This is a genomic window from Brachybacterium subflavum (assembly GCF_009299795.1).
Classification (GTDB): domain Bacteria; phylum Actinomycetota; class Actinomycetes; order Actinomycetales; family Dermabacteraceae; genus Brachybacterium; species Brachybacterium subflavum.
Genome location: NZ_VIGP01000003.1, coordinates 1 through 21,233, shown reverse-complemented (window position 1 = coordinate 21,233; position 21,233 = coordinate 1). Strand labels below are relative to the sequence as shown.

18 protein-coding genes, 1 tRNA gene and 1 pseudogene are annotated in these 21,233 nt (G+C 71.2%); 13 read left to right on the top strand and 7 right to left on the bottom strand.

Going from position 1 to position 21,233, the window contains the following annotated elements; genetic code table 11:
- Nucleotides 1–16 precede the first annotated feature (16 nt).
- The 5 genes from FHG10_RS07155 (at nucleotide 17) to FHG10_RS18490 (ending at nucleotide 6,801) form a co-directional block, all read left to right on the top strand.
- Entirely contained in the window at nucleotides 17–811 is a 795-nt protein-coding gene (locus tag FHG10_RS07155) for a response regulator transcription factor (protein WP_152352662.1), read from the top strand.
- A 47-nt stretch (nucleotides 812–858) separates the two neighbouring features.
- The gene (locus FHG10_RS07150; protein ID WP_152352661.1) at nucleotides 859–1,887 is read left to right on the top strand and encodes a HAMP domain-containing sensor histidine kinase; all 1,029 of its coding nucleotides are present in this window, start codon (nucleotides 859–861) and stop codon (nucleotides 1,885–1,887) included.
- 183 nt (nucleotides 1,888–2,070) lie between these two features.
- Nucleotides 2,071–5,973: a multifunctional oxoglutarate decarboxylase/oxoglutarate dehydrogenase thiamine pyrophosphate-binding subunit/dihydrolipoyllysine-residue succinyltransferase subunit gene (locus FHG10_RS07145; RefSeq protein ID WP_406565155.1), complete on the top strand. Its 3,903-nt coding sequence runs from the start codon at nucleotides 2,071–2,073 to the stop codon at nucleotides 5,971–5,973.
- Between the two features lie 12 nt (nucleotides 5,974–5,985).
- Nucleotides 5,986–6,663: a GDSL-type esterase/lipase family protein gene (locus tag FHG10_RS07140; RefSeq protein WP_227488101.1), complete on the top strand. Its 678-nt coding sequence runs from the start codon at nucleotides 5,986–5,988 to the stop codon at nucleotides 6,661–6,663.
- Between the two features lie 63 nt (nucleotides 6,664–6,726).
- Nucleotides 6,727–6,801, top strand: a complete 75-nt coding sequence (locus FHG10_RS18490; RefSeq protein WP_370645926.1) for a 50S ribosomal protein bL37 — start codon at nucleotides 6,727–6,729, stop codon at nucleotides 6,799–6,801.
- 134 nt (nucleotides 6,802–6,935) lie between these two features.
- Here FHG10_RS18490 and rsrA read toward each other — a convergent pair whose 3' ends face one another.
- Entirely contained in the window at nucleotides 6,936–7,259 is a 324-nt protein-coding gene (gene rsrA / locus FHG10_RS07135) for a mycothiol system anti-sigma-R factor (RefSeq protein WP_152352659.1), read from the bottom strand.
- Nucleotides 7,256–8,002, bottom strand: coding sequence for a sigma-70 family RNA polymerase sigma factor (locus tag FHG10_RS07130; protein WP_406565154.1), 747 nt, complete (start codon nucleotides 8,000–8,002; stop codon nucleotides 7,256–7,258). Before FHG10_RS07130 ends, rsrA begins: the two co-directional genes overlap by 4 nt.
- Nucleotides 8,003–8,254: 252 nt before the next feature.
- Between FHG10_RS07130 and FHG10_RS07125 the strand changes: the two genes are divergently transcribed.
- The 6 genes from FHG10_RS07125 (at nucleotide 8,255) to FHG10_RS07100 (ending at nucleotide 14,286) form a co-directional block, all read left to right on the top strand.
- Nucleotides 8,255–8,908: a hypothetical protein gene (locus FHG10_RS07125; protein WP_227488100.1), complete on the top strand. Its 654-nt coding sequence runs from the start codon at nucleotides 8,255–8,257 to the stop codon at nucleotides 8,906–8,908.
- 3 nt (nucleotides 8,909–8,911) lie between these two features.
- A complete protein-coding gene (gene aroA, locus FHG10_RS07120) occupies nucleotides 8,912–10,234 on the top strand; it encodes a 3-phosphoshikimate 1-carboxyvinyltransferase (RefSeq protein WP_152352657.1) in 1,323 nt (440 codons plus the stop codon).
- Nucleotides 10,231–11,274, top strand: coding sequence for a ribosome small subunit-dependent GTPase A (gene rsgA, locus FHG10_RS07115; protein ID WP_152352656.1), 1,044 nt, complete (start codon nucleotides 10,231–10,233; stop codon nucleotides 11,272–11,274). Before aroA ends, rsgA begins: the two co-directional genes overlap by 4 nt.
- An 84-nt stretch (nucleotides 11,275–11,358) precedes the next feature.
- Nucleotides 11,359–12,150, top strand: coding sequence for an inositol monophosphatase family protein (locus FHG10_RS07110; RefSeq protein WP_152352655.1), 792 nt, complete (start codon nucleotides 11,359–11,361; stop codon nucleotides 12,148–12,150).
- 140 nt (nucleotides 12,151–12,290) lie between these two features.
- The gene (locus tag FHG10_RS07105; protein WP_152352654.1) at nucleotides 12,291–13,511 is read left to right on the top strand and encodes a pyrophosphate--fructose-6-phosphate 1-phosphotransferase; all 1,221 of its coding nucleotides are present in this window, start codon (nucleotides 12,291–12,293) and stop codon (nucleotides 13,509–13,511) included.
- 16 nt (nucleotides 13,512–13,527) lie between these two features.
- Nucleotides 13,528–14,286: a C2 family cysteine protease gene (locus FHG10_RS07100; RefSeq protein WP_152352653.1), complete on the top strand. Its 759-nt coding sequence runs from the start codon at nucleotides 13,528–13,530 to the stop codon at nucleotides 14,284–14,286.
- 33 nt (nucleotides 14,287–14,319) lie between these two features.
- Here the strand turns inward: FHG10_RS07100 and FHG10_RS07095 are convergent, their stop codons facing one another.
- Nucleotides 14,320–14,961 (bottom strand): SGNH/GDSL hydrolase family protein, encoded by a 642-nt coding sequence (locus FHG10_RS07095; RefSeq protein WP_152352652.1) that lies wholly within the window; start codon nucleotides 14,959–14,961, stop codon nucleotides 14,320–14,322.
- A gap of 105 nt (nucleotides 14,962–15,066) precedes the next feature.
- Here FHG10_RS07095 and FHG10_RS07090 point away from each other — a divergent pair, with 105 nt between their 5' ends.
- A complete protein-coding gene (locus tag FHG10_RS07090; protein ID WP_152352651.1) occupies nucleotides 15,067–15,954 on the top strand; it encodes an alpha/beta fold hydrolase in 888 nt (295 codons plus the stop codon).
- A 160-nt stretch (nucleotides 15,955–16,114) separates the two neighbouring features.
- On the opposite strand, the gene FHG10_RS07085 is transcribed toward FHG10_RS07090, so the two are convergent.
- A tRNA-Met gene (locus FHG10_RS07085) sits at nucleotides 16,115–16,188 on the bottom strand.
- Nucleotides 16,189–16,375: 187 nt separating this feature from the next.
- Nucleotides 16,376–19,522, bottom strand: coding sequence for a UPF0182 family membrane protein (locus tag FHG10_RS07080; RefSeq protein WP_227488099.1), 3,147 nt, complete (start codon nucleotides 19,520–19,522; stop codon nucleotides 16,376–16,378).
- Between the two features lie 146 nt (nucleotides 19,523–19,668).
- Between FHG10_RS07080 and FHG10_RS07075 the strand changes: the two genes are divergently transcribed.
- Nucleotides 19,669–20,214: a PPA1309 family protein gene (locus FHG10_RS07075; protein ID WP_152352649.1), complete on the top strand. Its 546-nt coding sequence runs from the start codon at nucleotides 19,669–19,671 to the stop codon at nucleotides 20,212–20,214.
- A 25-nt stretch (nucleotides 20,215–20,239) separates the two neighbouring features.
- On the opposite strand, the gene FHG10_RS07070 is transcribed toward FHG10_RS07075, so the two are convergent.
- Nucleotides 20,240–20,809, bottom strand: coding sequence for a single-stranded DNA-binding protein (locus tag FHG10_RS07070; protein WP_193636228.1), 570 nt, complete (start codon nucleotides 20,807–20,809; stop codon nucleotides 20,240–20,242).
- 328 nt (nucleotides 20,810–21,137) lie between these two features.
- A pseudogene (locus FHG10_RS07065) lies at nucleotides 21,138–21,233 on the bottom strand (Fe-Mn family superoxide dismutase); the annotation flags it as partial.

Sequence of the window (21,233 nt, the reverse complement as noted above, 5' to 3'; positions counted from 1 at the left end):
CGGATACAGTGACGCCATGTCGAAGCCTGCCGAGACCGAGAGCGCGAGCCGCCCGACCCGCGTGGTCGTCGTCGAGGACGAGCCCACCATCACCCGCGCGATCGCCGACCGCCTGACCGCCGAGGGCTGGGAGGTCTCGACCGCGCTCGACGGCCCCTCCGGCGTCGCCGCCGTGCGCGAGGCCGCGCCCGACGTGGTGGTCCTGGACGTGATGCTCCCGGGGTTCGACGGCCTCGAGGTGTGCCGTCGGATCCAGGCGGAGGACCCGGTCCCCGTGCTCATGCTCACCGCGCGCGACGACGAGACCGACATGCTCGTAGGCCTCGGCGTCGGGGCCGACGACTACATGACCAAGCCCTTCTCGATGCGCGAGCTCGTGGCGCGGCTGAAGGCGCTGCTGCGCCGGGTGCGCCGCGCCTCGTCGGCCCCGGAGGTCGGGACCGGCGGCGTCGGCGAGGCGCCCGCCGTGCTGCAGCTGGGCGACCTGGTCATCGACCGCGCAGCGCACCGCGTCACCCGTGCCGGCGCGCCCGCGCACCTCACCCCCACGGAGTTCGACCTGCTGCTGTGCCTGGCGAACGCGCCCGGCACCGTGCTCACCCGCGAGCAGCTGCTCGCGGACGTCTGGGACTGGGTGGATGCGACGGGCACCCGCACGGTCGATTCGCATGTGAAGGCGCTGCGCCGCAAGCTCGGCGCGGACCTCGTGCGCACCGTCCACGGCGTCGGCTACGCGCTCGAGCTGCCCGATGACGAGGACGAGCCAGGGCCCGACGGGTCCGGTGCCGACGCGGCGGGGCGGTCCTCCTGAGACGCCCGAGCCGCGCGGCGGTCCAGGAGTCGCTGGAGAACCTCGAGGTGCGGCCGCTGGACCAGCTGCGCTCGTTCAAGGTCAAGCTCGGGGTGCTCGTCGCCGTGAGCGTCATCGTGGCCGTGGTGCTCACCTGGCTGAGCCTCGCCGCGAACCTGCATCCCCTGCTCACCCTGCCGCTCGTGGTGCTCGCGGCGCTCGCGGTCACCCAGGTCCTCGCACGCGGCATGACCTCCCCGCTGCGCCAGATGACCCGCGCCGCGCGAGCCATGGCCCGCGGGGACTACTCCCAGCGCATCGAGGCCTCGAGCCGCGACGAGGTGGGCCAGCTCGCCGAGGCGTTCACCCGCATGGCCACCGAGCTGCAGGTCACCGACAAGGTGCGGCGCGACCTCGTGGCGAACGTCTCGCACGAGCTGCGCACTCCCGTGGCGGGGCTGCGCGCCCAGCTCGAGAACATCGTGGACGGGGTCACCGACCCCGATCCGGCCGCGCTCGAGGTCGCGCTCGGCGAGACCGAGCGGCTCTCCGACCTCGTCGACGACCTCCTGGACCTCTCGCGGATCGATGCCGGCGTGATCGACATCGACGTCGAGGAGGTCGCCCTCACCCCGTTCCTCCACGAGGCGGTCGACGCCGCGGATCTGGGCGCGCGGGCCCGCGGTCGCGAGCTGCGCTGGGTCGTGGAGGTCGACCCCGCCGACCTCACCGCCGCGGCCGACGCCGCCCGCATCCGCCAGGTCATCGCGAACCTCCTGGACAATGCCTCCCGCCACTCCCCGCCCGACGGCCGGGTGCGCGTGCGCGCCGAGCGCACGGCGGCCGACGACGGCGTGCTCATCGAGGTGCGGGACGAGGGCCCGGGCATCGCCCGTGCCGACCGCGAGCGCGTCTTCGAGCGCTTCCAGCACGGCGGGGGCACCGACGACGGGTCGGGCGGCACCGGTCTGGGCCTCGCGATCGCCCGCTGGGCGGTCGAGCTGCACGGCGGGAGGATCCAGGTGATCGACGACCCGCGCCCGCACACGGACCCGGACCGCTCCTCGGCGATCCGCCTGACTCTCCCCGATCGCTGAGCCCCGCGACCGCGGTCGCCGCGCCCTGCGGGCGCCCGCGGCTCCGGCCCCTCGCGCCAGAGGTGATCTACCCCTCCGTCCTCGAGGCGCGGATGCCCGCTCCATGGGCGCGGGGCCCCCTCCCCTCGGTTAGGGTGGACGAGTCCGCTCCATTCGATTTTCATGAAGGTTGGCGATCGCAGAGTGTCACAGAAGACACCCCTCTCCGATTCCGTTGACGAGGAGCCCGAGTTCGGGCCCAACCAGTGGCTGGTGGACGAGCTCCACGAGCAGTGGAAGGCCGACCCCTCGAGCGTCGATCCGAGCTGGGCAGAGTTCTTCCGCTCACGCACGCAGCAGACCGCGAGCGCACCCGCATCGTCGTCCGCTTCCCCGTCGTCCTCCGGCGAGGCCTCCCCCGCTCCCGCCGAGCAGTCCGTTCCCGCTGAGCAGGCAGCCCCCTCGGAGCAGTCCCCCGCGGCCGCGCAGGCGACGAAGCCCGCGCCGGCCGCCGCTGAGGAGCCCGGCCCCGCGGCGGAGGCTCCGAAGACCGCGTCGGACCCGGCGCCCGAGGCGGCCCCGAAGCCTGCGTCCGACGGCGCCTCCCGCTCCGCATCCGCCGATGCCTCCCCGTCCGCACCCTCTTCTGCGAAGGACTCCCCTGCCGTGAACGACGCTCCCGCCGCGAAGGTCTCCGACACCTCCGACCGGCCGATGCGGTCCACCACCCCGAGCTCGACCATCCCCGAGCGCGAGTTCACCGAGCCCGTCCCGACCAAGCTGCGCGGCCCGGCGGCCGCGGTGGTGCGGAACATGGACGAGTCGCTCACGGTGCCGACGGCGACGTCCGTGCGCGATGTGCCGGTCAAGCTGCTGTTCGACAACCGCATCGTCATCAACAACCACCTCAAGCGGAACCGCCGAGGCAAGGTCTCCTTCACCCACCTCATCGGCTGGGCCATGGTCGAGGCCATCACCGAGATGCCCGACATGAACAACGGCTTCGACGTCGACGAGAAGGGCAAGCCGCTCCTGCTCCAGCGCGAGGACGTGAACTTCGGCCTCGCGATCGACATGCCCCGGCCCGACGGCTCGCGCTCCCTCGTGGTGCCCTCGATCAAGGCCGCGCAGCAGCTGGACTTCTTCAGCTTCTGGGCGAGCTACGAGGAGATCGTCAAGCGCGCCCGCGCCGGCAAGCTCACGATGGATGACTTCTCCGGCACCACGGTGACCCTGACGAACCCCGGCGGCATCGGCACCGTCCATTCGATCCCGCGCCTGATGTCCGGCCAGGGCACGATCGTCGGCGTCGGCGCGATGGACTACCCCGCGCAGTTCCAGGGCGCCAGCCAGGCCACCCTCGCCGAGCTCGCGGTCTCGAAGGTCATGACGCTGACCTCGACCTACGACCACCGCATCATCCAGGGCGCGGCCTCCGGCGAGTTCCTCAAGAAGATGGCTGACAAGCTCCTGGGCAAGGACGGCTTCTACGACCGCGTCTTCGCCTCGCTGCGGATCCCCTACGAGCCCGTGCGCTGGGTCGCCGACAACCCGCTGCACGACACCGAGGCCGAGAAGCTCGCGCACGTCATGGATCTCATCCATGCCTTCCGCGTGCGCGGCCACCTGATGGCCGACACCGACCCGCTGCAGTACCGCGTGCGCACCCACCCCGACCTCGACGTGCAGACCTACGGCCTCACCCTGTGGGACCTCGACCGCACCTTCCCGACCCGGGGGCTCGGAGGACGCAAGGAGGCGACCCTCCGCGACATCCTCGGGATCCTGCGGGACGCCTACTGCCGCACCGTGGGCGTGGAGTACATGCACATCGCCGATCCGGAGGAGCGCCTCTGGATCCAGGAGCAGTTCGAGTCGCCCAAGAAGCAGTACGACAAGGACCAGGTCACCCACATCATGGACCGCCTCAACGCCGCCGAGGCGTTCGAGACGTTCCTGCAGACCAAGTTCGTGGGCCAGAAGCGCTTCAGCCTCGAGGGCGGCGAGTCCGTGATCCCGCTGCTGGACTCGATCCTCTCCGACGCCGCCCACCGCGACATCGCCGAGGTCTGCATCGGCATGGCCCACCGCGGCCGCCTCAACGTGCTCTCGAACCTGGCCGGCAAGAGCTTCGGCCAGATCTTCCAGGAGTTCGACGGCTCCTCGGGCGGACTGGGCTCGGGAGACGTCAAGTACCACCTGGGCACCGAGGGAACCTTCACCGCCGACGACGGGACCACCACCAAGGTGTACCTCGCGGCGAACCCCTCGCACCTCGAGGCCGCGAACCCCGTGCTCGAGGGCATCGTGCGCGCCAAGCAGGACCAGCTCGAGCGGGTCACCGACTTCCCGGTGCTGCCCATCCTCATCCACGGGGACGCGGCCTTCGCCGGCCAGGGCGTGGTCACCGAGACCCTGAACCTCTCGGAGCTGCGCGGCTACCGCACCGGCGGCACCGTCCACGTGATCATCAACAACCAGATCGGCTTCACCACGCTGCCGGACTCCTCGCGCTCCTCGTTCTACTCGAGCGACGCCGCGAAGACCACGCAGCTGCCGGTCTTCCACGTCAACGGCGACGACCCCGAGGCCTGCGTGCGGGTCGCCGAGATCGCCTTCGCCTACCGCGAGAAGTTCCACCGCGACGTGGTCATCGACATGATCTGCTACCGCCGACGGGGCCACAACGAGGGCGACGACCCGGCCATGACGCAGCCGCTGATGTACAACCTGATCAAGGACCGCCCCTCCGTCCGCAAGCTCTACACCGACTCCCTCATCGAGCGCGGCGACCTCACCGAGGACGAGACCGGCGCCCTGGTGAAGAACTTCCAGCAGCACCTGGACCAGGCCTTCGCCGACGCCCGCAACGCCAGCAGCGAGGCCGACCCGAAGAACTCGGTGCAGGGCCTGGATCTGCCCAGCTCGCAGCACACCGGCGAGATCGTGGTGCCCTCGGCGACCGCCGTCTCCGCCTCGGTGCTCGAGCGCATCGGCGACGCGCACATGGCCGCACCCGAGGGCTTCACCGTCTACCCGAAGCTCACGAGCCTGCTCGAGAAGCGCCAGGAGATGTCCCGCAGCGGCAGCATCGACTGGGCCTACGGCGAGCTGCTGGCCTTCGGCTCCCTGCTCATGGAGGGCACGCGCGTGCGCCTGGCGGGCCAGGACTCGCGCCGCGGCACCTTCGTGCAGCGCCACAGCGTGCTCATCGACTCCCAGAACCAGGACACGTTCACCCCGCTGCTGCACCTGAGCGAGGACCAGGCGCGCTTCAACGTCTACGACTCCTCGCTCTCCGAGTTCGCGGCGCTCGGCTTCGAGTACGGCTACTCCGTGGAGAGCCCGAACGCACTGGTGCTGTGGGAGGCGCAGTTCGGCGACTTCGTCGACGGCGCGCAGACCATCATCGACGAGTTCGTCTCCTCCTCCGAGCAGAAGTGGGGACAGCAGTCCTCCGTGGTGATGCTCCTCCCCCACGGCTACGACGGCCAGGGCCCGGACCACTCCTCCGCCCGCATCGAGCGCTTCCTCGTGATGTGCGCCGAGGAGAACATGCGTGTGGCGATGCCCTCGACGCCTGCGAGCTACTTCCACCTGCTGCGCCGTCAGGCCCGCACCGAGCCGCGCAAGCCGCTCATCGTCTTCACCCCGAAGTCGATGCTGCGCAACAAGGCCGCCGTGAGCTCCGTCGAGGACTTCACCTCGGGCACCTTCGAGCCCGTCCTCCCGGATTCGACCGTGGAGCCCTCGAAGGCCAAGAAGGTACTGCTGACCAGCGGGAAGTTCTACTGGGAGCTCGTGGCTGCGCGGGAGAAGCAGGGCATCGACGACGTGGCGATCGTGCGCCTCGAGCAGTACTACCCGCTGCCCGAGGAGGAGCTGCGCGAGACGCTCGGCGCCTATCCGGACGCCGACCTCGTCTGGGTGCAGGAGGAGCCTCTGAACCAGGGTGCCTGGGGCTTCATGGCCCTGAACTTCCCCGCCGCCGTGGGGCGTACCCTGCAGGTCGTGGCGCGACCGGCCTCCGCCTCGCCGGCCACCGGGTCCGCCAAGACCCACAAGGTCGAGCAGGAGACCCTGGTCGCGCAGGCACTGCAGAACTGACGAGGAGACGACGTGGAACAGCCCGCCCCCCGCTCGGTCCCGGTCCAGCGGACAGTCCCGGCCAGCCCCGCCCCCGTGAGCGACAGGCCGATCCGCCTGGTGGCCCTCGGCGAGGAGCTCCTCGCCGGCGTGGGCGACGCCCGGGCGCTCGGCTGGCTCGGCCGAGCCGTCGCCAAGGAGCAGGGACCGCGGCCGCGGGTCGAGCTGTACACGAGCGCGGTGCCGTCCGAGAACTCGGCCGACCTCTCCGCGCGATGGGACGAGGAGGTGCGTCTGCGCACCGACGCCGAGGGCCTCGCCCAGGGCACCGTGGAGCATCGCGTGGTGCTGGGCCTGGGCGGAGGGGACGTCGACGCCGGCATCTCTCTGGCCCGCTCGCGTCTGAACCTCGCCAAGGTCCTCGACGGTCTCGAGCGGCTGCGGATCCCGGCGTTCGTCGTCGGACCGCCGCCGAGCGCCGACCGTGCGCGCACCGACGCCCTCGTCGAGCTCTCCGGGGCCTTCGACGACGTGTGCGCGCGGCGCCGCGTGCCCTACGTGGACACCGTGCGGTCCCTCGAAGGGCACGAGCAGTGGTCCTCGGACCTGGCCCGCAGCGGCGGCGACCACCCCGGGCAGACCGGCTACGGCCTCATGGCCTGGCTGGTCCTGCATGGTGGCTTCGGTCGCTTCCTGGGCACCTCCGACTGAACCAGCCGATCCCCTGTGACAGAATGCTGAGGTTGTCTGTCCGGGCGAAGGAAGGAGAGCGTGATGAGCAAGCGCGGTCGCAAGCGCCGGTCCCGTCGCAAGAACGGCGCCAATCACGGCAAGCGCCCCAACACCTGAGGCGCGCTCGCGCGGCGTGAGGGAGCGACGATCCGTCCGTCCCGACGCGCAGCATCCCGAGCATCGACGAGGCCCCCTCCATCCGGAGGGGGCCTCGTCGCATCTGGGGCCGGACCTGCCGGGTCAGGCCCTGGTCAGCCCAGGGTGTCGCGGCGCACCGTGGTGGAGCGGAAGGTCGCGCCGTCGGGACCGTGCTCGACCTCGAGGCGCTGGTACTGCACGCTGCGGTACTGCACGCTGATGCGCTCGCGCAGGGTCTGCGGGGCGGTGTCGTTCGCGCAGCAGCGCCGCACCAGGTTTTTCATGGCGCGCAGGCGCTCGAGCTCGTCGGCGCACTCCGGGCAGTCCTCGGCGTGGCGGGTCATGCGCTCGACCACGTCGCGCGGGAGCTCTCCGTCCAGCGCCTCCTCGAGCCCGAACCGCAGATCGCGGCGGGTCTCGTCGTGCTCCTCGTTCATCGTCCCTCCTCCGCGTCGTCCGCGTCGTCCCGCAGGAACCCGCTGCTGCGGGCGTAGTCGCTGAGCGCTTCGCGCAGCTGGCGGCGTCCGCGGTGCAGCCGCGACATGACGGTGCCGATCGGCGTGTCCATGATCTCGGCGATCTCCTTGTAGGCGAAGCCCTCGACGTCGGCGAGGTAGACCGCCATGCGGTAGTCCTCGCGCAGGTCCTGCAGGGCCGTCTTCACCGCGGTGTCGGGCAGGCGGTCCAGCGCCTCGGCCTCGGCCGAGCGCAGACCGCGGCTCGAATGGGACTCGACCTCCGCGAGCTGCCAGTCCTCGACCTCGTCGGTCCACGACTCGCGCGGCCGGCGCTGCTTCTGCCGGTACGTCGAGATGTACGAGTTGGTCATGATGCGGTACAGCCAGGCGCGCAGGTTCGTGCCCGGGGTGAAGCGGTCCCGCGCCCGCAGCGCCTTGAGGTAGGTCTCCTGGACCAGGTCCTCGGCGTCCTGGGGGTTGCGGGTCATCCGCAGCGCGCCGCCGTAGAGCGAGTCGAGGTGCGCGAGCGCCTCCGCCTCGAAGTCGAAGTCCTCGGGAGCGGTGTCCGCGTGGGCGGCGCCGGGGGCTCGGTCGCCGTCGTGATCAGTGGTGGTCATCAGGCTCCACGGTACGGCACCGGTCGGTGCGAGGACTGTCGTGCGGGAGGACCCGCGCAGGGAGGCGGGCGCCGACGGCGGCCGCGTCCGCAGGCACGTGGTCATCGGTTCTCTCCTCTCCCGGCGCCGCGAGGCGCGCTGGTGCGAGCGTGGGCAGCGTTCCGCGCAGCGGCCGCCACTCGTCGGCGACAGGACCCGACCGCTCCTGTGCTCCCGTCATGTTCCGCTCGTTGCAACGCGCACGACCGCTCGGCTGTTCCCCGGCGGCCGGACGCACGGGGCGGGGTGCGCGATAGGCTGGTCACAACGCCGGGTCCCGCCCGGCAGAGTCCATCGAACCCGAGACGTGAGGACACCATGTCGCTCATCCGCCGCATCGCCCGCCCTGCTCTCGCCGCCCCCTTCATCTTCGAGGGCGTGCGCACCGCGATCTCCCCCGAGCGTGAGATCGAGGTCGCGCCCTCCGCCTTCGCCCAGGTCGACAAGGCCCTCGAGAGCACGTCGGCCCCCTCCTTCGTCGACTCCCGCACCGTGCTGCGCGCCACCGGTGCCGTCGCCGCCGTCGCGGGCCTCGCCTACGCGACCGGCCGCGCGCCCCGCACCGCCGCCGGTGTGCTGCTCGTGACCACGAGCGTGGGCCTGGCCGGGCGCAAGAAGGTCTGGCAGCTGCGCGGCGACGAGCGCATGGACGAGATCAAGTCGATCCTCGCCGACGTCGGCCTGCTGGGCGGCGTGATGATCGCGGTGCTGGACCGCGAGGGCCGCCCGTCGCTGGGCTACCAGTGGGGCCAGTTCGTCGAGCGCAGCCAGAAGAAGGCCGCCGCCACCCAGCGCGACCTCGAGAAGAAGGCCGATGCGCTGTCGAAGAAGGCCGGCAGCTCCTCGGGGTCGCTCTCGAAGAAGGCGAGCAAGAAGGCCGACGAGCTCAGCAAGAAGGCCTCGAAGAAGGCCGACGAGGTCGCCAAGCAGGCCAGGAAGTCCAGCGAGAAGCTCGCGGATCAGCTCGGCTGATCGATGTCGGAGGTCACCTGGACCGCTCCCGTCGCGGGCGGCCCCGTGGACGCGCTCGTGCGCGTCCCCGGTTCGAAATCGCTCACGGCCCGCTGGATGATGCTCGCGGCGATCGCCGACGCCCCGACCGCGCTCACGGGGGTGCTGGTCTCCCGTGACACGCGCCTGATGCGCGATGCCCTCGAGCGCCTGGGGGCGACCCTGAGCGTCGAGGGCGAGGCGCTGCGGGTCACCCCGATCCCACCGCCCGCGGAGCATGCCGAGGGGCCGGTCGAGATCCACACGGGTCTCGCGGGCACCGTCATGCGCTTCGTGCCGCTGCTCGCGGCGCTGCACCACGGCGACGTCTCCTTCACCGGGGACGAGTCGGCGCTGCTGCGGCCCATGGCACCGGCGATCCAGGCGCTGCGATCCCTCGGCGTCGAGGTCACCGAGACGGGCGAGCCCGGGCATCTGCCGTTCGTCGTGCACGGACGCGGGTGCCTGGCCGGAGGGAGCATCGACGTGGACGCGTCGGCCTCGAGCCAGTTCATCTCGAACCTGCTGCTGGTCGGCGCGCGCTGCGAGAAGGATCTGCGGGTGCGGCACGTCGGCGACTCCCTGCCCTCGCTCCCCCACATCGAGATGACGATGACGGAGATGCGGCGCGCGGGCATCGACGTCTCCCACAGCCAGGAGGCCGACGGCACGCACGTCTGGACCGTCCGCTCCGGTCCGATCGCCTTCGGCGACGTGCGCATCGAGCCCGACCTCTCCAACGCGGGCCCGTTCCTGGCCGCCGCACTGGTCGCCGGCGGGGAGATCGAGATCGCCGACTGGCCCCGTCGCACCGACCAGCCGGGCGACGCCTTCCGCACGCTGCTCTCCCGCATGGGCGGGGAGTTCTGGCGCGAGGACGAGGACGTGTGCGTGCGCGGCACCGGCGTCATCCACGGGGTCGATGCGGACCTCTCCGCGACCGGCGAGCTGACGCCCACGATCGCCGCCCTCGCCGCTCTCGCGGACTCCCCCAGCCATCTGCGCGGCATCAAGCATCTGCGCGGCCACGAGACCGACCGCATCCATGCCCTCGCCACGGAGCTCTCGAAGCTGGGCTGCCGCACCGTCGAGCACGAAGGATCCCTCGAGATCCATCCCGGGCCGCTCACCGGCTGCGAGTTCGAGACCTACCAGGACCATCGCATGGCGACCGCGGGCGCGATCATCGGCCTCCGCGTGCCGGACGTGCGCGTGGTCGACGTCGCCACCACCCAGAAGACCCTCCCGGACTTCGTGGGCATGTGGCTGGCCATGCTGCACACGGACGAGGCGGGCGAGGCGCGGTGAGTCGCCGGATCCGCGACCTGGACGAGTCCGACGTCCGGATCCGGCCCAACCGCCGCGGCTCGCGGCCGCGCACGAAGATCCGCCCGAGCCACGACGACGCGATCCCTGCGTTCGTCACCGCCGTGGATCGCGGGCGCTGGCGCACCGTCGTCGGCTCCGGGACGGCCGACGAGCACGCGGTCACCGCGATGCGCGCCCGCGAACTGGGCCGCACCCCGATCGTGCCCGGCGACGTGGTGGGTCTGGTCGGCGACACCAGCGGGACGGAGGGATCGCTCGCCCGCATCGTGAAGGTCCACGAGCGCACCTCCTTCCTGCGCCGGAGCGCGGACGACGACGATCCGACGGAGCGCCCCCTGGTCGCCAACGCCGATCTCATGGTCATCGTGACCGCCCTCGCGGATCCCGAGCCGCGCGGCGGCATGATCGACCGCTGTCTGGTGGCGGCCTGGGTCGCCGGGATCGACGCCCTGCTGTGCCTGACGAAGTCCGACCTGCGCGAGCCCGCCGGCTTCCTCGCCCAGTACGCGCCGCTGGGCGTCGAGCATGTGGTCACGCACCTGGACGAGGACGGTCGGATAGTCGGCATCGACGAGCTCGCCGCGCACCTCCACGACCGCACGAGCGTGCTGATCGGCCATTCGGGCGTGGGCAAGTCGACGCTGCTGAACGCCCTGGTCCCGGGCGCGGATCGGGCGACCGGCCACGTCAACGACGTCACCGGGCGCGGCCGCCACACTTCGTCCTCGGCGCTCGCGCTGCGCCTGCCGGACCAGTCGGGATGGGTGATCGACACCCCGGGCGTCCGGTCCTTCGGGCTCGGGCACGTCTCCCCCGAGGAGCTGCTCGAGGCCTTCGCGGATCTCGCGCCGCTGGCCGAGGAGTGCCCGCGCGGCTGCACCCACGCCGCCGATGCCCCCGACTGCGCCCTGGACGCCGCGGTCGAGGAGGGGCGCGCGGGATCGGCGGGGCCGGAGCGCCTGGCCTCCTACCGCCGGCTCGACGAGGCGCTGCGCCGCAACGACCCGTGGGAGGCGTGAACGCGGCGGGAGTGAGCACGACGGACCTGAACGGGGCGCGGGCGGTGCCGGGAATCGGAGCGCCCAGGCCGTAGGGTTGGGCGCATGTCCTCTCGATTCGCCGACGATCTGCGGCTCGCCCATGTCCTCGCCGATGCGGTCGACCAGCTCACCATGTCCCGCTTCAAGGCCCAGGACCTCACGGTCGAGACCAAGCCGGACCTGACGGAGGTCACCGACGCGGACACCGCGGCGGAGGAGCTGGTGCGCGCCCAGCTCGCCCGCTCCCGCTCGCGCGACCAGGTGATCGGCGAGGAGTTCGGCTCCACCGGCCATTCCCCGCGCCAGTGGGTCATCGACCCGATCGACGGCACCTCGAACTTCGTGCGCGGAGTCCCCGTGTGGGCCACGCTCATCGGACTCGTCGAGGACGGCGAGACGGTGGTCGGCCTGGTCTCCGCGCCCGGGCTCTCGCGCCGCTGGTGGGCGGGCTCCGGGACCGGCGCGTGGACGGGCACGCGCCTGAACGCGGCGACGAAGATGCAGGTCTCGGACGTGCGGAGCATCGAGGACGCCTCGCTGTCCTACTCGTCGCTGCACGGCTGGGCGGACCTGGACAGGCTCCCCCAGATGCTCAACTTCATGCAGCGCTTCTGGCGCACCCGCGCCTACGGCGACTTCTGGTCGTACATGCTGCTGGCCGAGGGCGCGGTCGACGTCGCGACCGAGCCCGAGCTCAAGCTGCACGACATGGCCGCGCTCGTCCCGATCGTCACCGAGGCGGGCGGCCGCTTCACGTCTCTCGACGGCGAGGACGGCCCCTTCGGGGGCAACGCCGTGGCCACCAACGGGCACCTGCACGAGGAGACTCTCGAGGCGCTCGCCCCGCGCGGCTGACGCGTCGCGCCGAGGGGTCCGACGCGCGGGCAGCCGGCGCGTGTCCGCGCGCCCGGCCGATACGATGGCGGTGTTGTCCACGCGCTGCGCGGTCCGCAACCGTGCGCGCACGCCACGTACCACCGCGAAGGACCTGACCCATGACGATCAAGCGCGTCGCACTGCTCACCGCCGGCGGCTACGCCCCCTGCCTCTCCTCCGCCGTGGGAGGACTGATCGAGCGCTACACCGAGCTCGTGCCCGACGTCGAGATCATCGCCTACAAGCACGGCTACTGGGGCCTGCTCTCCGGCGAGAAGATCCTCGTGGACGACGAGGTGCGCAAGCACGCCGGGATCCTGCACGACTTCGGCGGCTCCCCCATCGGCAACTCCCGCGTGAAGCTCACGAACACCGCTGACCTCGTCAAGCGCGGCCTGATCCAGGAGGGGGAGGACGCGCTCGAGGTCGCCGCGAACAAGCTCAAGGCCGACGGCGTGGACGTGCTCCACACGATCGGCGGCGACGACACCAACACCACCGCCGCGGACCTCGCCGCGCACCTCCACGACAACGGCTTCGACCTGCAGGTCGTGGGCCTGCCCAAGACGATCGACAACGACATCGTGCCGATCCGCCAGTCCCTGGGAGCGAAGACCGCCGCCGAGCAGACCAGCGTCTTCGCCCAGAACGTGCTCGCCGAGCACGGCTCGAACCCGCGCATGCTGATCATCCACGAGATCATGGGCCGCTCCTGCGGGTACCTCACGGCGCAGGCCGCCGAGTACTACCAGCAGTGGCACGCGCGGCAGCAGTGGCTGCCCGGCATCGGCCATACCCCCGAGCGCTGGGACGTGCACGCCGTGTTCCTGCCCGAGATGAAGCTCGACATCGACGGCGAGGCCGAGCGCCTGAAGGCCGTCATGGACGAGGCCGGCTGCGTGAACATCTTCCTGTCCGAGGGCGCCGGCATCCCCGAGATCGTCGCCGAGATGCAGGCGCGCGGCGAGGAGCCGGAGAAGGACCCCTTCGGCCACGTCAAGCTCGACACCATCAACCCCGGCCAGTGGTTCGCGAAGCAGTTCGCCGAGAAGCTGGGTGCGGAGAAGGTCATGGTGCAGAAGTCCGGCTACTTCTCGCGCTCGGCCAAGGCCAACGCGGAGGACCTGCGCCTCATCAAGTCCATGACGGACCTCGCCGTGCAGGTCGCCCTCGAGGGCGGCACCGGCGTGATCGGGCACGACGAGGAGCGGGGCGATCTGCTGCGCGCGATCGAGTTCGAGCGCATCGCCGGCCACAAGGCCTTCGACATCTCCCAGCCCTGGTTCGGTGAGGTCATGGGCCGCATCGGCCAGGCCGTCCAGCCCGCCGAGGCCCACTGACCCGGGACTCCCGTCCATGAGCTGGCGCCGCCGGCTGCGCGCGCTCGTCGTCCCGCCGCGACGGGCGCGCGTGCTGTCCGCAGGCCCCTCGGGGACTGGGTTCCGCGCCGATGCGGCGCCGCTCGACCTCACGGCGCGCCCGCGCCAGGGCGCGTACGGGGACTGCTGGGTGATCGCCGCGCTCCTGGCGGTCCACGAGGCGGCGCCCGCGCGCGTCGTGGAGATGGTCCGGGCCCCGCGCGACTCCCGTGCACCTGTGGTGGGGGTCCTGCTGCGGGGCGGCCGGGTGCGCGTCGCCGTGGATCGCTCGATGCCGGTCGATGCGGGCGGACGCTGGGTCGGCGCGCTCCAGGCCGGCTCCGGGAGCGCCGCCGGGGCACCGGGCTGGCCGGGGCTGGTCGAGAAGGCCGCCGCGATCCACGTCGCGGGCTCCTATCGAGTGCTCTCGCGCGGGCTCGGACGGTGCGGCCTCGAACTGCTGACCGGAATCCCGGCACGCACGCATCTGCTCCTGCCGCACGCGCGACGGGTGCAGCAGTGGCTCGACGAGGGCCGCGCCGTGCTCGCCTCCACGCATCCCCTCTCGCCGCGCGTGCGCACCGCGCGCGGGCCGCTCCCGGCGAACCACGTGATGGCCGTCGCGGGCGCCGACCCGTCGACGGACGAGGTCTCGCTGCGCAATCCCTGGAGGCCCGACGAGCTGCTGGTCGTGGACCGGCGGACCTTCCGCCGCGGGTTCCTCTCCCTCGACGTCACCGCGCGCCCGCTGCGCTGACGCGGTCGCCCGACGAGCGGAGGACCGGAGCTCTCAGCGGCGCGGGTCGATGGTCGCGAAGGCCTCGAGCCACGCGTCGGCCAGCAGACGATGCCCGGCGATCGTCGGGTGCACGCCGTCCTCGGCGATGGTCGCCGGGGTATGCCCCGCGGCGTAGGCGCGCTCGAGGATCCGCTCCGTGTCCACGACGGGGTGGCCGAACTCGCGGGCGAGTGCACGGATCCGCGCGACCTTGGGATCGAGGTCCTCGTGGTAGCGGGTCTTCTCCTCGTCGATGTCGGCGACGAACGGGAGGATCACCAGCACCGGAACGCCTGGCCGCGCGCCGGAGAGCTGGTCGAGCAGATACCGGTATCCGACCTCGAAGTCCTCCGCGGACGTCGGGTCGTCGCTGTCGTAGCGCCGCCAGGTGTCGTTCACGCCCACGTACAGCGTCACGACATCGGGCGCGAGGTCCAGGCAGTCCGGACCGAACCGTCCGACCAGGTCGGGCACGCGATTTCCGCCGATCCCCGTGTTGAGCACCGTCGCGGCGGGCTCGTGGGCGGCGAAGTGCTCGGCGATCAGCCGCACGTAGCCGAATCCCAGGTGCTCCGGATCCTCCCTCCGGCCGGCATCGGTGATCGAGTCGCCGATGAAGACGAGAGTGCGGGAGGGGGCGGCGGAGTCGTGCATGGGGCGATCTTCTCAGACCCCGCGGCTGCGCGCCCGCGCTCTCGGTAGGCTCGTGCCATCGGCGCTGGGCAGCACCCGGCGCGTTCTCCGCCCCGAGAGGCCACCATGGCGAGGTCAGCGCAGATCCCCCGGAGTCTCGACGTCCCGATCGGTCCGCATCGGGTGCTGCACGTGGAGGACTCCGGGCGTGCGCCCGGGGCCGGGCCGACGGTGCTGCTGGAGGCCGGCGCCGCCTCCACCCGCTCGATCTGGGCGCTCGTCCAGGAGGGACTTGCGGGCAGGGTGCGCACGATCGCCTACGACCGCGCGGGGCTGGGCCGCAGCCCCGCCGCGCCGGGGCCCCGGCGCCTCATGGACCTGGCGCGGGACCTGGACGACCTGCTCGACGGCCTCGAGCGGACGGACTCGTCGATCCTCGATGCCGGCGTCGTGCTCGTCGGCCACAGCTGGGGCGGTCCCATCGTGCGGGCGGCGGCGCTCGACCGACCCGAGTGCGTCCGCGCGCTGGTGCTCGTGGACCCGGCCGATGAGCTCTGCCCCTACTACTCCTCCCCCGCGTTCGCGCGTCTGAACGCTCTGCAGGGGGTGCTGTTCCGGCCGCTCGCGCGTCTGGGCGTGCTCGGCCCGGTGTACGCCCGCTCGGTGCCGATGCTCCCCGAGCGCGCTCGAGCCGATTCCCGCGCGGAGATGTACACACCGCGGGCCGTGCGGACGCAGCTCGCGGAGAGCGCCGACATGGCGGGAGATCTCCGGGGGCTCCGCCAGGCCGACGAGGCCGCGGTAGGCCCGAGGGCCCCTGTCACCGTCATCTCCGGTGCGAGCGCGTCCGGTGTCGGGCATTCCGTGCGTGCTCAGATGAACGCGTCGCACCGACAGCGGGCCGAACACGCTGCCGGCGGACGGTTCGTGATGGCCGAGGATTCCGGGCACCTGGTCATGCTCAGCGAACCGGGCGTGGTGTGCGCGGAGATCCTCCGGGCGATCGAACGCTGAGTCAGTCCGATGACGACGCGCCCGCACGGCGGACGTCCTCGGGTGCCGAGGACCGGGGCCGGCGGTACGCGGCTCGGGAGCGTCGGCGGGAGCTGCGCCGACGTGCGCCGGATAAGCCGAAGGCCCCCGATCCGTTTCCGGATCGAGGGCCTTCTCTTCGTAGCGGGGGCAGGATTTGAACCTACGACCTCCGGGTTATGAGCCCGGCGAGCTACCGAACTGCTCCACCCCGCGGCGACATGCTCAACTCTAGGACACCCCCGATTCGGAGTCCAGCCGGGAGGGCGGGAACGTGCGCCATGACACGTCACCGCCTTCCGACGGCCCTGGTCAGACGGGACTCCGAGCCGGCATGACCACTGGAGCTCGCGTCGGCCGGACCCACGGGTGCGGGTCCGGCCGACAGGTCACGGTCGCACGATCAGTCCCCGCCGTCGCTCGCTCCCCCGCCGTCGCTCGCAGCGGCGCCGGAGCCGGAGCCCTCGATCTCGCTGTTCGCGTCGACCGCTCGCTCCAGCGCGTCGGCGAGCTCGTCCTGCGCCGTGCCGTAGGCGCTCCAGTCGCCCTTCTTCATGGCGGCGTCGGAGTCCTTGGTGGCCTGGTCCATGTCCTTCAGCGCCTGATCCAGGCGCTGCTGGGCGGTGCCGCCGGCGGTGTCGGACCCCGAGTCGCCGGAGTCGCCGGAGTCGCCCGAGTCCTGGGAGGAATCGGCCGCGCCGCTCTTGTCCGCCTCCCCGCTCTCGGTGTCCACGGACCCGGAGACCGCGCCGCTCTGGTCGCTCTCGACCTTCGCGTCGCCCGCGTTCGCGCCCGAGTCACCCTCGAAGACCTTGTCGAGGGCCTCGTCGAGCGTCGGTGCGAAGCCGATCTTGTCGCCGAAGGACACCAGCACCATCTGCAGCAGCGGGTACTGGGTGCCGCCTCCGGCCGAGGAGGACTGGATGTAGACGGGCTGGACGTACAGCAGGCCGCCGCCCACGGGGACCGTGAGCAGATTGCCGTTGATGACCTCCGAATTGCCCGACTTCAGCAGGTTCAGCGCCTGTGAGACGTTGGGCTCGGCGTTGAACGTCGCCTGGACCTGCCCGGGGCCGTTGACGGGGTTCGTCGTCGGCAGCACCAGCAGGTTCATCTTGCCGAAGGTCTTGGCCGGGTTCCCGGCCTCGTCCCCCGTCTCCGAGTCCACGGCGAGCAGGCCCGTCATCACGTTCTGCCCGCTCTGCCCCTGATAGGGGATGTAGTTCGAGGACAGCGTGAAGCGCGGGGACTCCTCCCCCGGCATCTGCATGGTGAGGTAGTACGGCGGCTGCGGGGCCTGGGTGCCCTTCGAGCCGTCGGCGTTGGTGGACGCCTTCGCCGTCGGATCCGGCGAGACCTGCCAGAAGTCCTGCTGGCCGAAGAACTCGTCGGCCTCCGTCACGTGGTACTTCGCGAGGATCTCGCGCTGGGCCTTGAAGTAGTCGGCCGGGTAGCGCAGGTGGCTCATGAGGTCGCCGGAGATCTCCGAGGCGGGCTTCAGCGAGTCGGGGAACACCTGCTGCCAGGACTTGAGGATCGGGTCCTCGGTGTCCCAGGTGTACAGGTTCACGCTGCCGTCGAAGGCGTTGACGGTCGCCTTCACGGAATTGCGCATGTAGTTGGCGTGCGCGTCCCTGTAGTTGTCGCTCGCGTCCTCCTCGGCGGTCTTGGAATCGACCGTGGCCGAGTCGAGGTTCTGGCTCGTCGAGTACGGGTAGGCATCGGTGGCTGTGTATCCGTCGATGACCCACACCATCTGCCCGTCCACGACCGCCGGGTACATCTCGGAGTCCAGCTGCAGGAACGGCGCGACCTCCTTCACGCGCTCCTGCGGCTGGCGGTCGTAGAGGATCTGGGAGTCGGAGTTCACGTAGCTGGAGATGACGATGTTGGGGTCGCGGAACTTGATCGCGTACAGCAGGCGGTTGAAGAAGCCGCCGACCTTCGGGCCGCCGTCACCGGTGAAGGTGTTGTTGTGCTGGGCGCCCTCGTTCTTCTCGTCGGTCCCGGTCTGGTAGTCGAACTCCTCGGGCTCCGACCCCTCGGGGGCGCCGACGATCGAGTAGTCCGGCGAGTGGCGACCGAAGTAGACGCGCTCCTCGAAATCGCCCAGCTCGCCCTTGCCGGGGACGCCCGACTGCAGGAAGTCGGGCTCGCCGTCCGAGTTGCGCTGGTTGCCGAAGGCAGCGGCGAGGCCGTAGCCGTGCGTGTAGACGATGTGCCGGTTGACCCAGCCGCGGCTGTCGAGGTTGAACTTGTCCGGCCGCAGCTCGCGCACACCGATCACGGTGTCCTGGAGGCGGTCGTCGATCGTGTAGCGGTCCACGCTGAGCACCTGGTCGAAGCCCCAGTACTGGCGGTTCGCCTCGCGCTGCTCGAACGTCGGGGAGACGATCGAGGGGTCCAGCAGGCGGATCTGCGCCGTGGTGTCGGCGTCCTCCCGCAGTGCGCCCGCTTCGGCCGTGGTGGACGCGGAGTACGAGGTCTCGGTGACGTCGTCGACGTTCCACGCGGTGCGCGTCGCCTCGATGTTGCGCTGGATGTACGGCTGTTCGAGAGCACGCTCGTTCGGGGTCACCTTGAACTGCTGGATGGCCCACGGGTAGGCGGTGCCCACCACGAGGGTGGAGAGCACCATGAGACCGGCGCCGACGGCCGGGATCCGCCAGTCGGCCCGCCAGATCCAGAGCACGAACAGGGCCGCCACGATGACCGCGGCGATCGCGAGGATCGTCTGGGCCGGCAGGATCGCATGGACGTCCGTGTAGGAGGCGCCGTCGAAGCGGTCGTGCTCGCCGGTGAGCATGCGGTAGCGGTGGAACCAGTGGCCCACACCCAGCAGCAGCACGTAGACGGCGGCGACGATCCCGAGGTGGCGCCGCGCGGTCGTGGTGACCTCGAGGCCGCTCTCCTGCGTCCAGCTGATCCCGCCGTACACGAAGTGCCCGGCGACCGCCGCGACCGCGGCGACCAGGACCATGAACTGCAGGAAGGAGATGATCATCGTGATCACCGGCAGCGTGAACACGTAGAAGCCGACGTCCAGGCCGAACACGTCGTCCGTGGTGCCGTAGGACTGCGGGTGCAGGAACAGCTGCACGTCCTGCCAGCGGCGGGTGGCGGCGAGTCCGGCGAAGGCCCCGATGACGATGGGCGCGGCGATCGTGATGCCGCGCCGCAGCGGATCGACGGCGGCGCGGAACTGCTCCATCGCCTCCTGCTCGCGCGTCACCGGCGGGTAGACCGGCCGATGTGTGTAGGTCAGGCGCAGGGAGAAGAACAGCGGAACGGCGAACACCAGGAAGCCGATCACGAACAGGAGCCCCTGCGTCAGCCAGCGCGTGGTGAGCACGTCGGTGAAGCCGATCTGGTCGAACCAGAGGAATCTGGTCCACACCGCGGAGGCGATCAGCAGGAGGATCACGATGAGCGCGAGCACGCCGATCGTGATCGAGAGCGGGGAGATGCGGCGACGCCTCCCCGACGAACCGGCACCGGCCGGTTGTGGTCGGGGTCGGGGCTGGTCACCGAGGGGTGCGGAGAAGCTCACGGGTTCCTCTGGGAGAGTCGTGGGATGAACACCGCACCGGGGCTTCATCGCCGGGTGGAGGAGACGCCGCTCCGGATACAGTGTGGGGCCGACCGCGTGCAACGGTGGCCCTCCCATCTTGCCAGGTCTCCCCTGGAAGGATTGTGATGAGTGAGACTCCCCGCGGGGCCGGCGCCCCGCACGACGATCTCGACCCCGCGCAGGCGGCCCTGGCCGGCGTGCTCCTGGAGGTGCTGCGCCACCTCGAGGACCCTGCGCTCGAGCGCGTCCGCTGGTTCGCCCTCCTGCGCAGCGCTCAGCTGCTCGCCGAGCAGCCGGGACTCGCGGCGCTGCTGGGCGATGATGTCGCGCTCAGCCTCGCTCAGGACTCCAGGCACCTCACCCCCGTCGAGCTCGACGACGTGCCCTCGGACTCCGACCCCCTCTCCTCCCTCTCCGCTCTGGCGTGGCCCGAGGGCATCACCGGCCTGGCAGCGTGCTTCGACCTGAGCGCCGCGCAGCGCGAGGAGCACGCACCCGAGGACTCGCTCCCCGCGGGAGCAGGCAGCATGCGGGCCGCGGTCGCCGCCCTCGACGACGGCACCGTGTTCTGCGCGGTGCGCCGCGAGGGCCACAAGGAGGTCACGCTCGGCGCACAGCTCCTCCCCGATGTCGTCGCGGCGATCCGCGAGGCCGTCACCGGGGAGGAGTGAGCCCCGCCCGGAGCGGGGATCCGGTTCAGAACGGCGCGTCGGAGCCGCCGGCGCCCTGGCCCGCGAGCTCCCTGGTCTCCTCGGTATCCGTCGCCGATGACTCTGCGGCGGATTCGTCGACGCCGCTCGCGTCGTCGTCCGCTGCATCGTGCAGAGGCCGCACGATCGAGTCCCCCGCGCTGCGGAGCATCTCGCCGGTCCTGACGTCGACCGGCGGTTCGTCGTGGCGCTGGGAGCGGGCCATGCTGGTGGTGCCGAAGACGAGATCGTGGCCCACCGCGTCCGCGCGCACCTGCATGCTCCGGCCTTCCGAGCCGTCGTCCCAGGTCCACTCGGAGTAGCTCAGACGGCCGGTCGCGATGATCGGGTCGCCCTTCTTCACCGAGCGCAGCATGTTCCTGCCCAGTGCCTTCGTGCCGTAGATGTTGTAGAAGTCGGGGGTGGCGGCGTCCTTGTAGTCGTCGATCCCTTTGTCGTAGTAGCGGCGGTTCACGGCGATGCGCACCATGGTCGTGGGCTCGCTCTGGTTGTTCGTCGTGTGGGCGTCGCTCGTCGCGTTGCCGCGGACGGTGACGTAGACATCCCTCATGCTCATGGCGGGTTCCTTCCTCAGAGGCGGGGCTCGGCCCGCCGTCGGCCCTCTGCCGACTCCCCCAGAGTTCCCAGCGGCGACGCCGTCCGCCATGATCGCTGCAGGAATGGGGATAACCCGGCATTGGGGAGGACCCGCGAGGCATGCATCGAGCCGGCGGACCGACCGAGCCCAGCCCGCCTCTCCGAGGCCACCACGCCCCACAAGGAGACCGGCGGCCGACTCCTCATCAGGAGTCGACCGCCGGTCGAGCTGATCGCGCACCCGCCGATGCCGGGCCGGCCCTCAGGGGCCGGCCCCGAGATCAGCGGGTCTGCTGCGTCGCGGTGTCTCAGGCGCCGGGGTTGACCAGGCCCTTCGTGCTTCGCGCGTTCTCGAACCGCGCCTGGACGTCCGCCCAGTTCACGATGTTCCAGATCGCCTTCAC

Coding starts and splice junctions, on each gene's coding strand:
- FHG10_RS07130 (WP_406565154.1), bottom strand. CDS start 8,002: ATGACCACGTGCCTGCGGACGCGGCCGCCGTCGGCGCCCGCCTCCCTG.
- FHG10_RS07075 (WP_152352649.1), top strand. CDS start 19,669: ATGAGTGAGACTCCCCGCGGGGCCGGCGCCCCGCACGACGATCTCGAC.
- FHG10_RS07100 (WP_152352653.1), top strand. CDS start 13,528: ATGAGCTGGCGCCGCCGGCTGCGCGCGCTCGTCGTCCCGCCGCGACGG.
- FHG10_RS07090 (WP_152352651.1), top strand. CDS start 15,067: ATGGCGAGGTCAGCGCAGATCCCCCGGAGTCTCGACGTCCCGATCGGT.
- FHG10_RS07155 (WP_152352662.1), top strand. CDS start 17: ATGTCGAAGCCTGCCGAGACCGAGAGCGCGAGCCGCCCGACCCGCGTG.
- rsrA (WP_152352659.1), bottom strand. CDS start 7,259: ATGAACGAGGAGCACGACGAGACCCGCCGCGATCTGCGGTTCGGGCTC.
- FHG10_RS07105 (WP_152352654.1), top strand. CDS start 12,291: ATGACGATCAAGCGCGTCGCACTGCTCACCGCCGGCGGCTACGCCCCC.
- FHG10_RS07125 (WP_227488100.1), top strand. CDS start 8,255: ATGTCGCTCATCCGCCGCATCGCCCGCCCTGCTCTCGCCGCCCCCTTC.
- FHG10_RS07095 (WP_152352652.1), bottom strand. CDS start 14,961: ATGCACGACTCCGCCGCCCCCTCCCGCACTCTCGTCTTCATCGGCGAC.
- FHG10_RS07110 (WP_152352655.1), top strand. CDS start 11,359: ATGTCCTCTCGATTCGCCGACGATCTGCGGCTCGCCCATGTCCTCGCC.
- FHG10_RS07070 (WP_193636228.1), bottom strand. CDS start 20,809: ATGAGCATGAGGGATGTCTACGTCACCGTCCGCGGCAACGCGACGAGC.
- aroA (WP_152352657.1), top strand. CDS start 8,912: ATGTCGGAGGTCACCTGGACCGCTCCCGTCGCGGGCGGCCCCGTGGAC.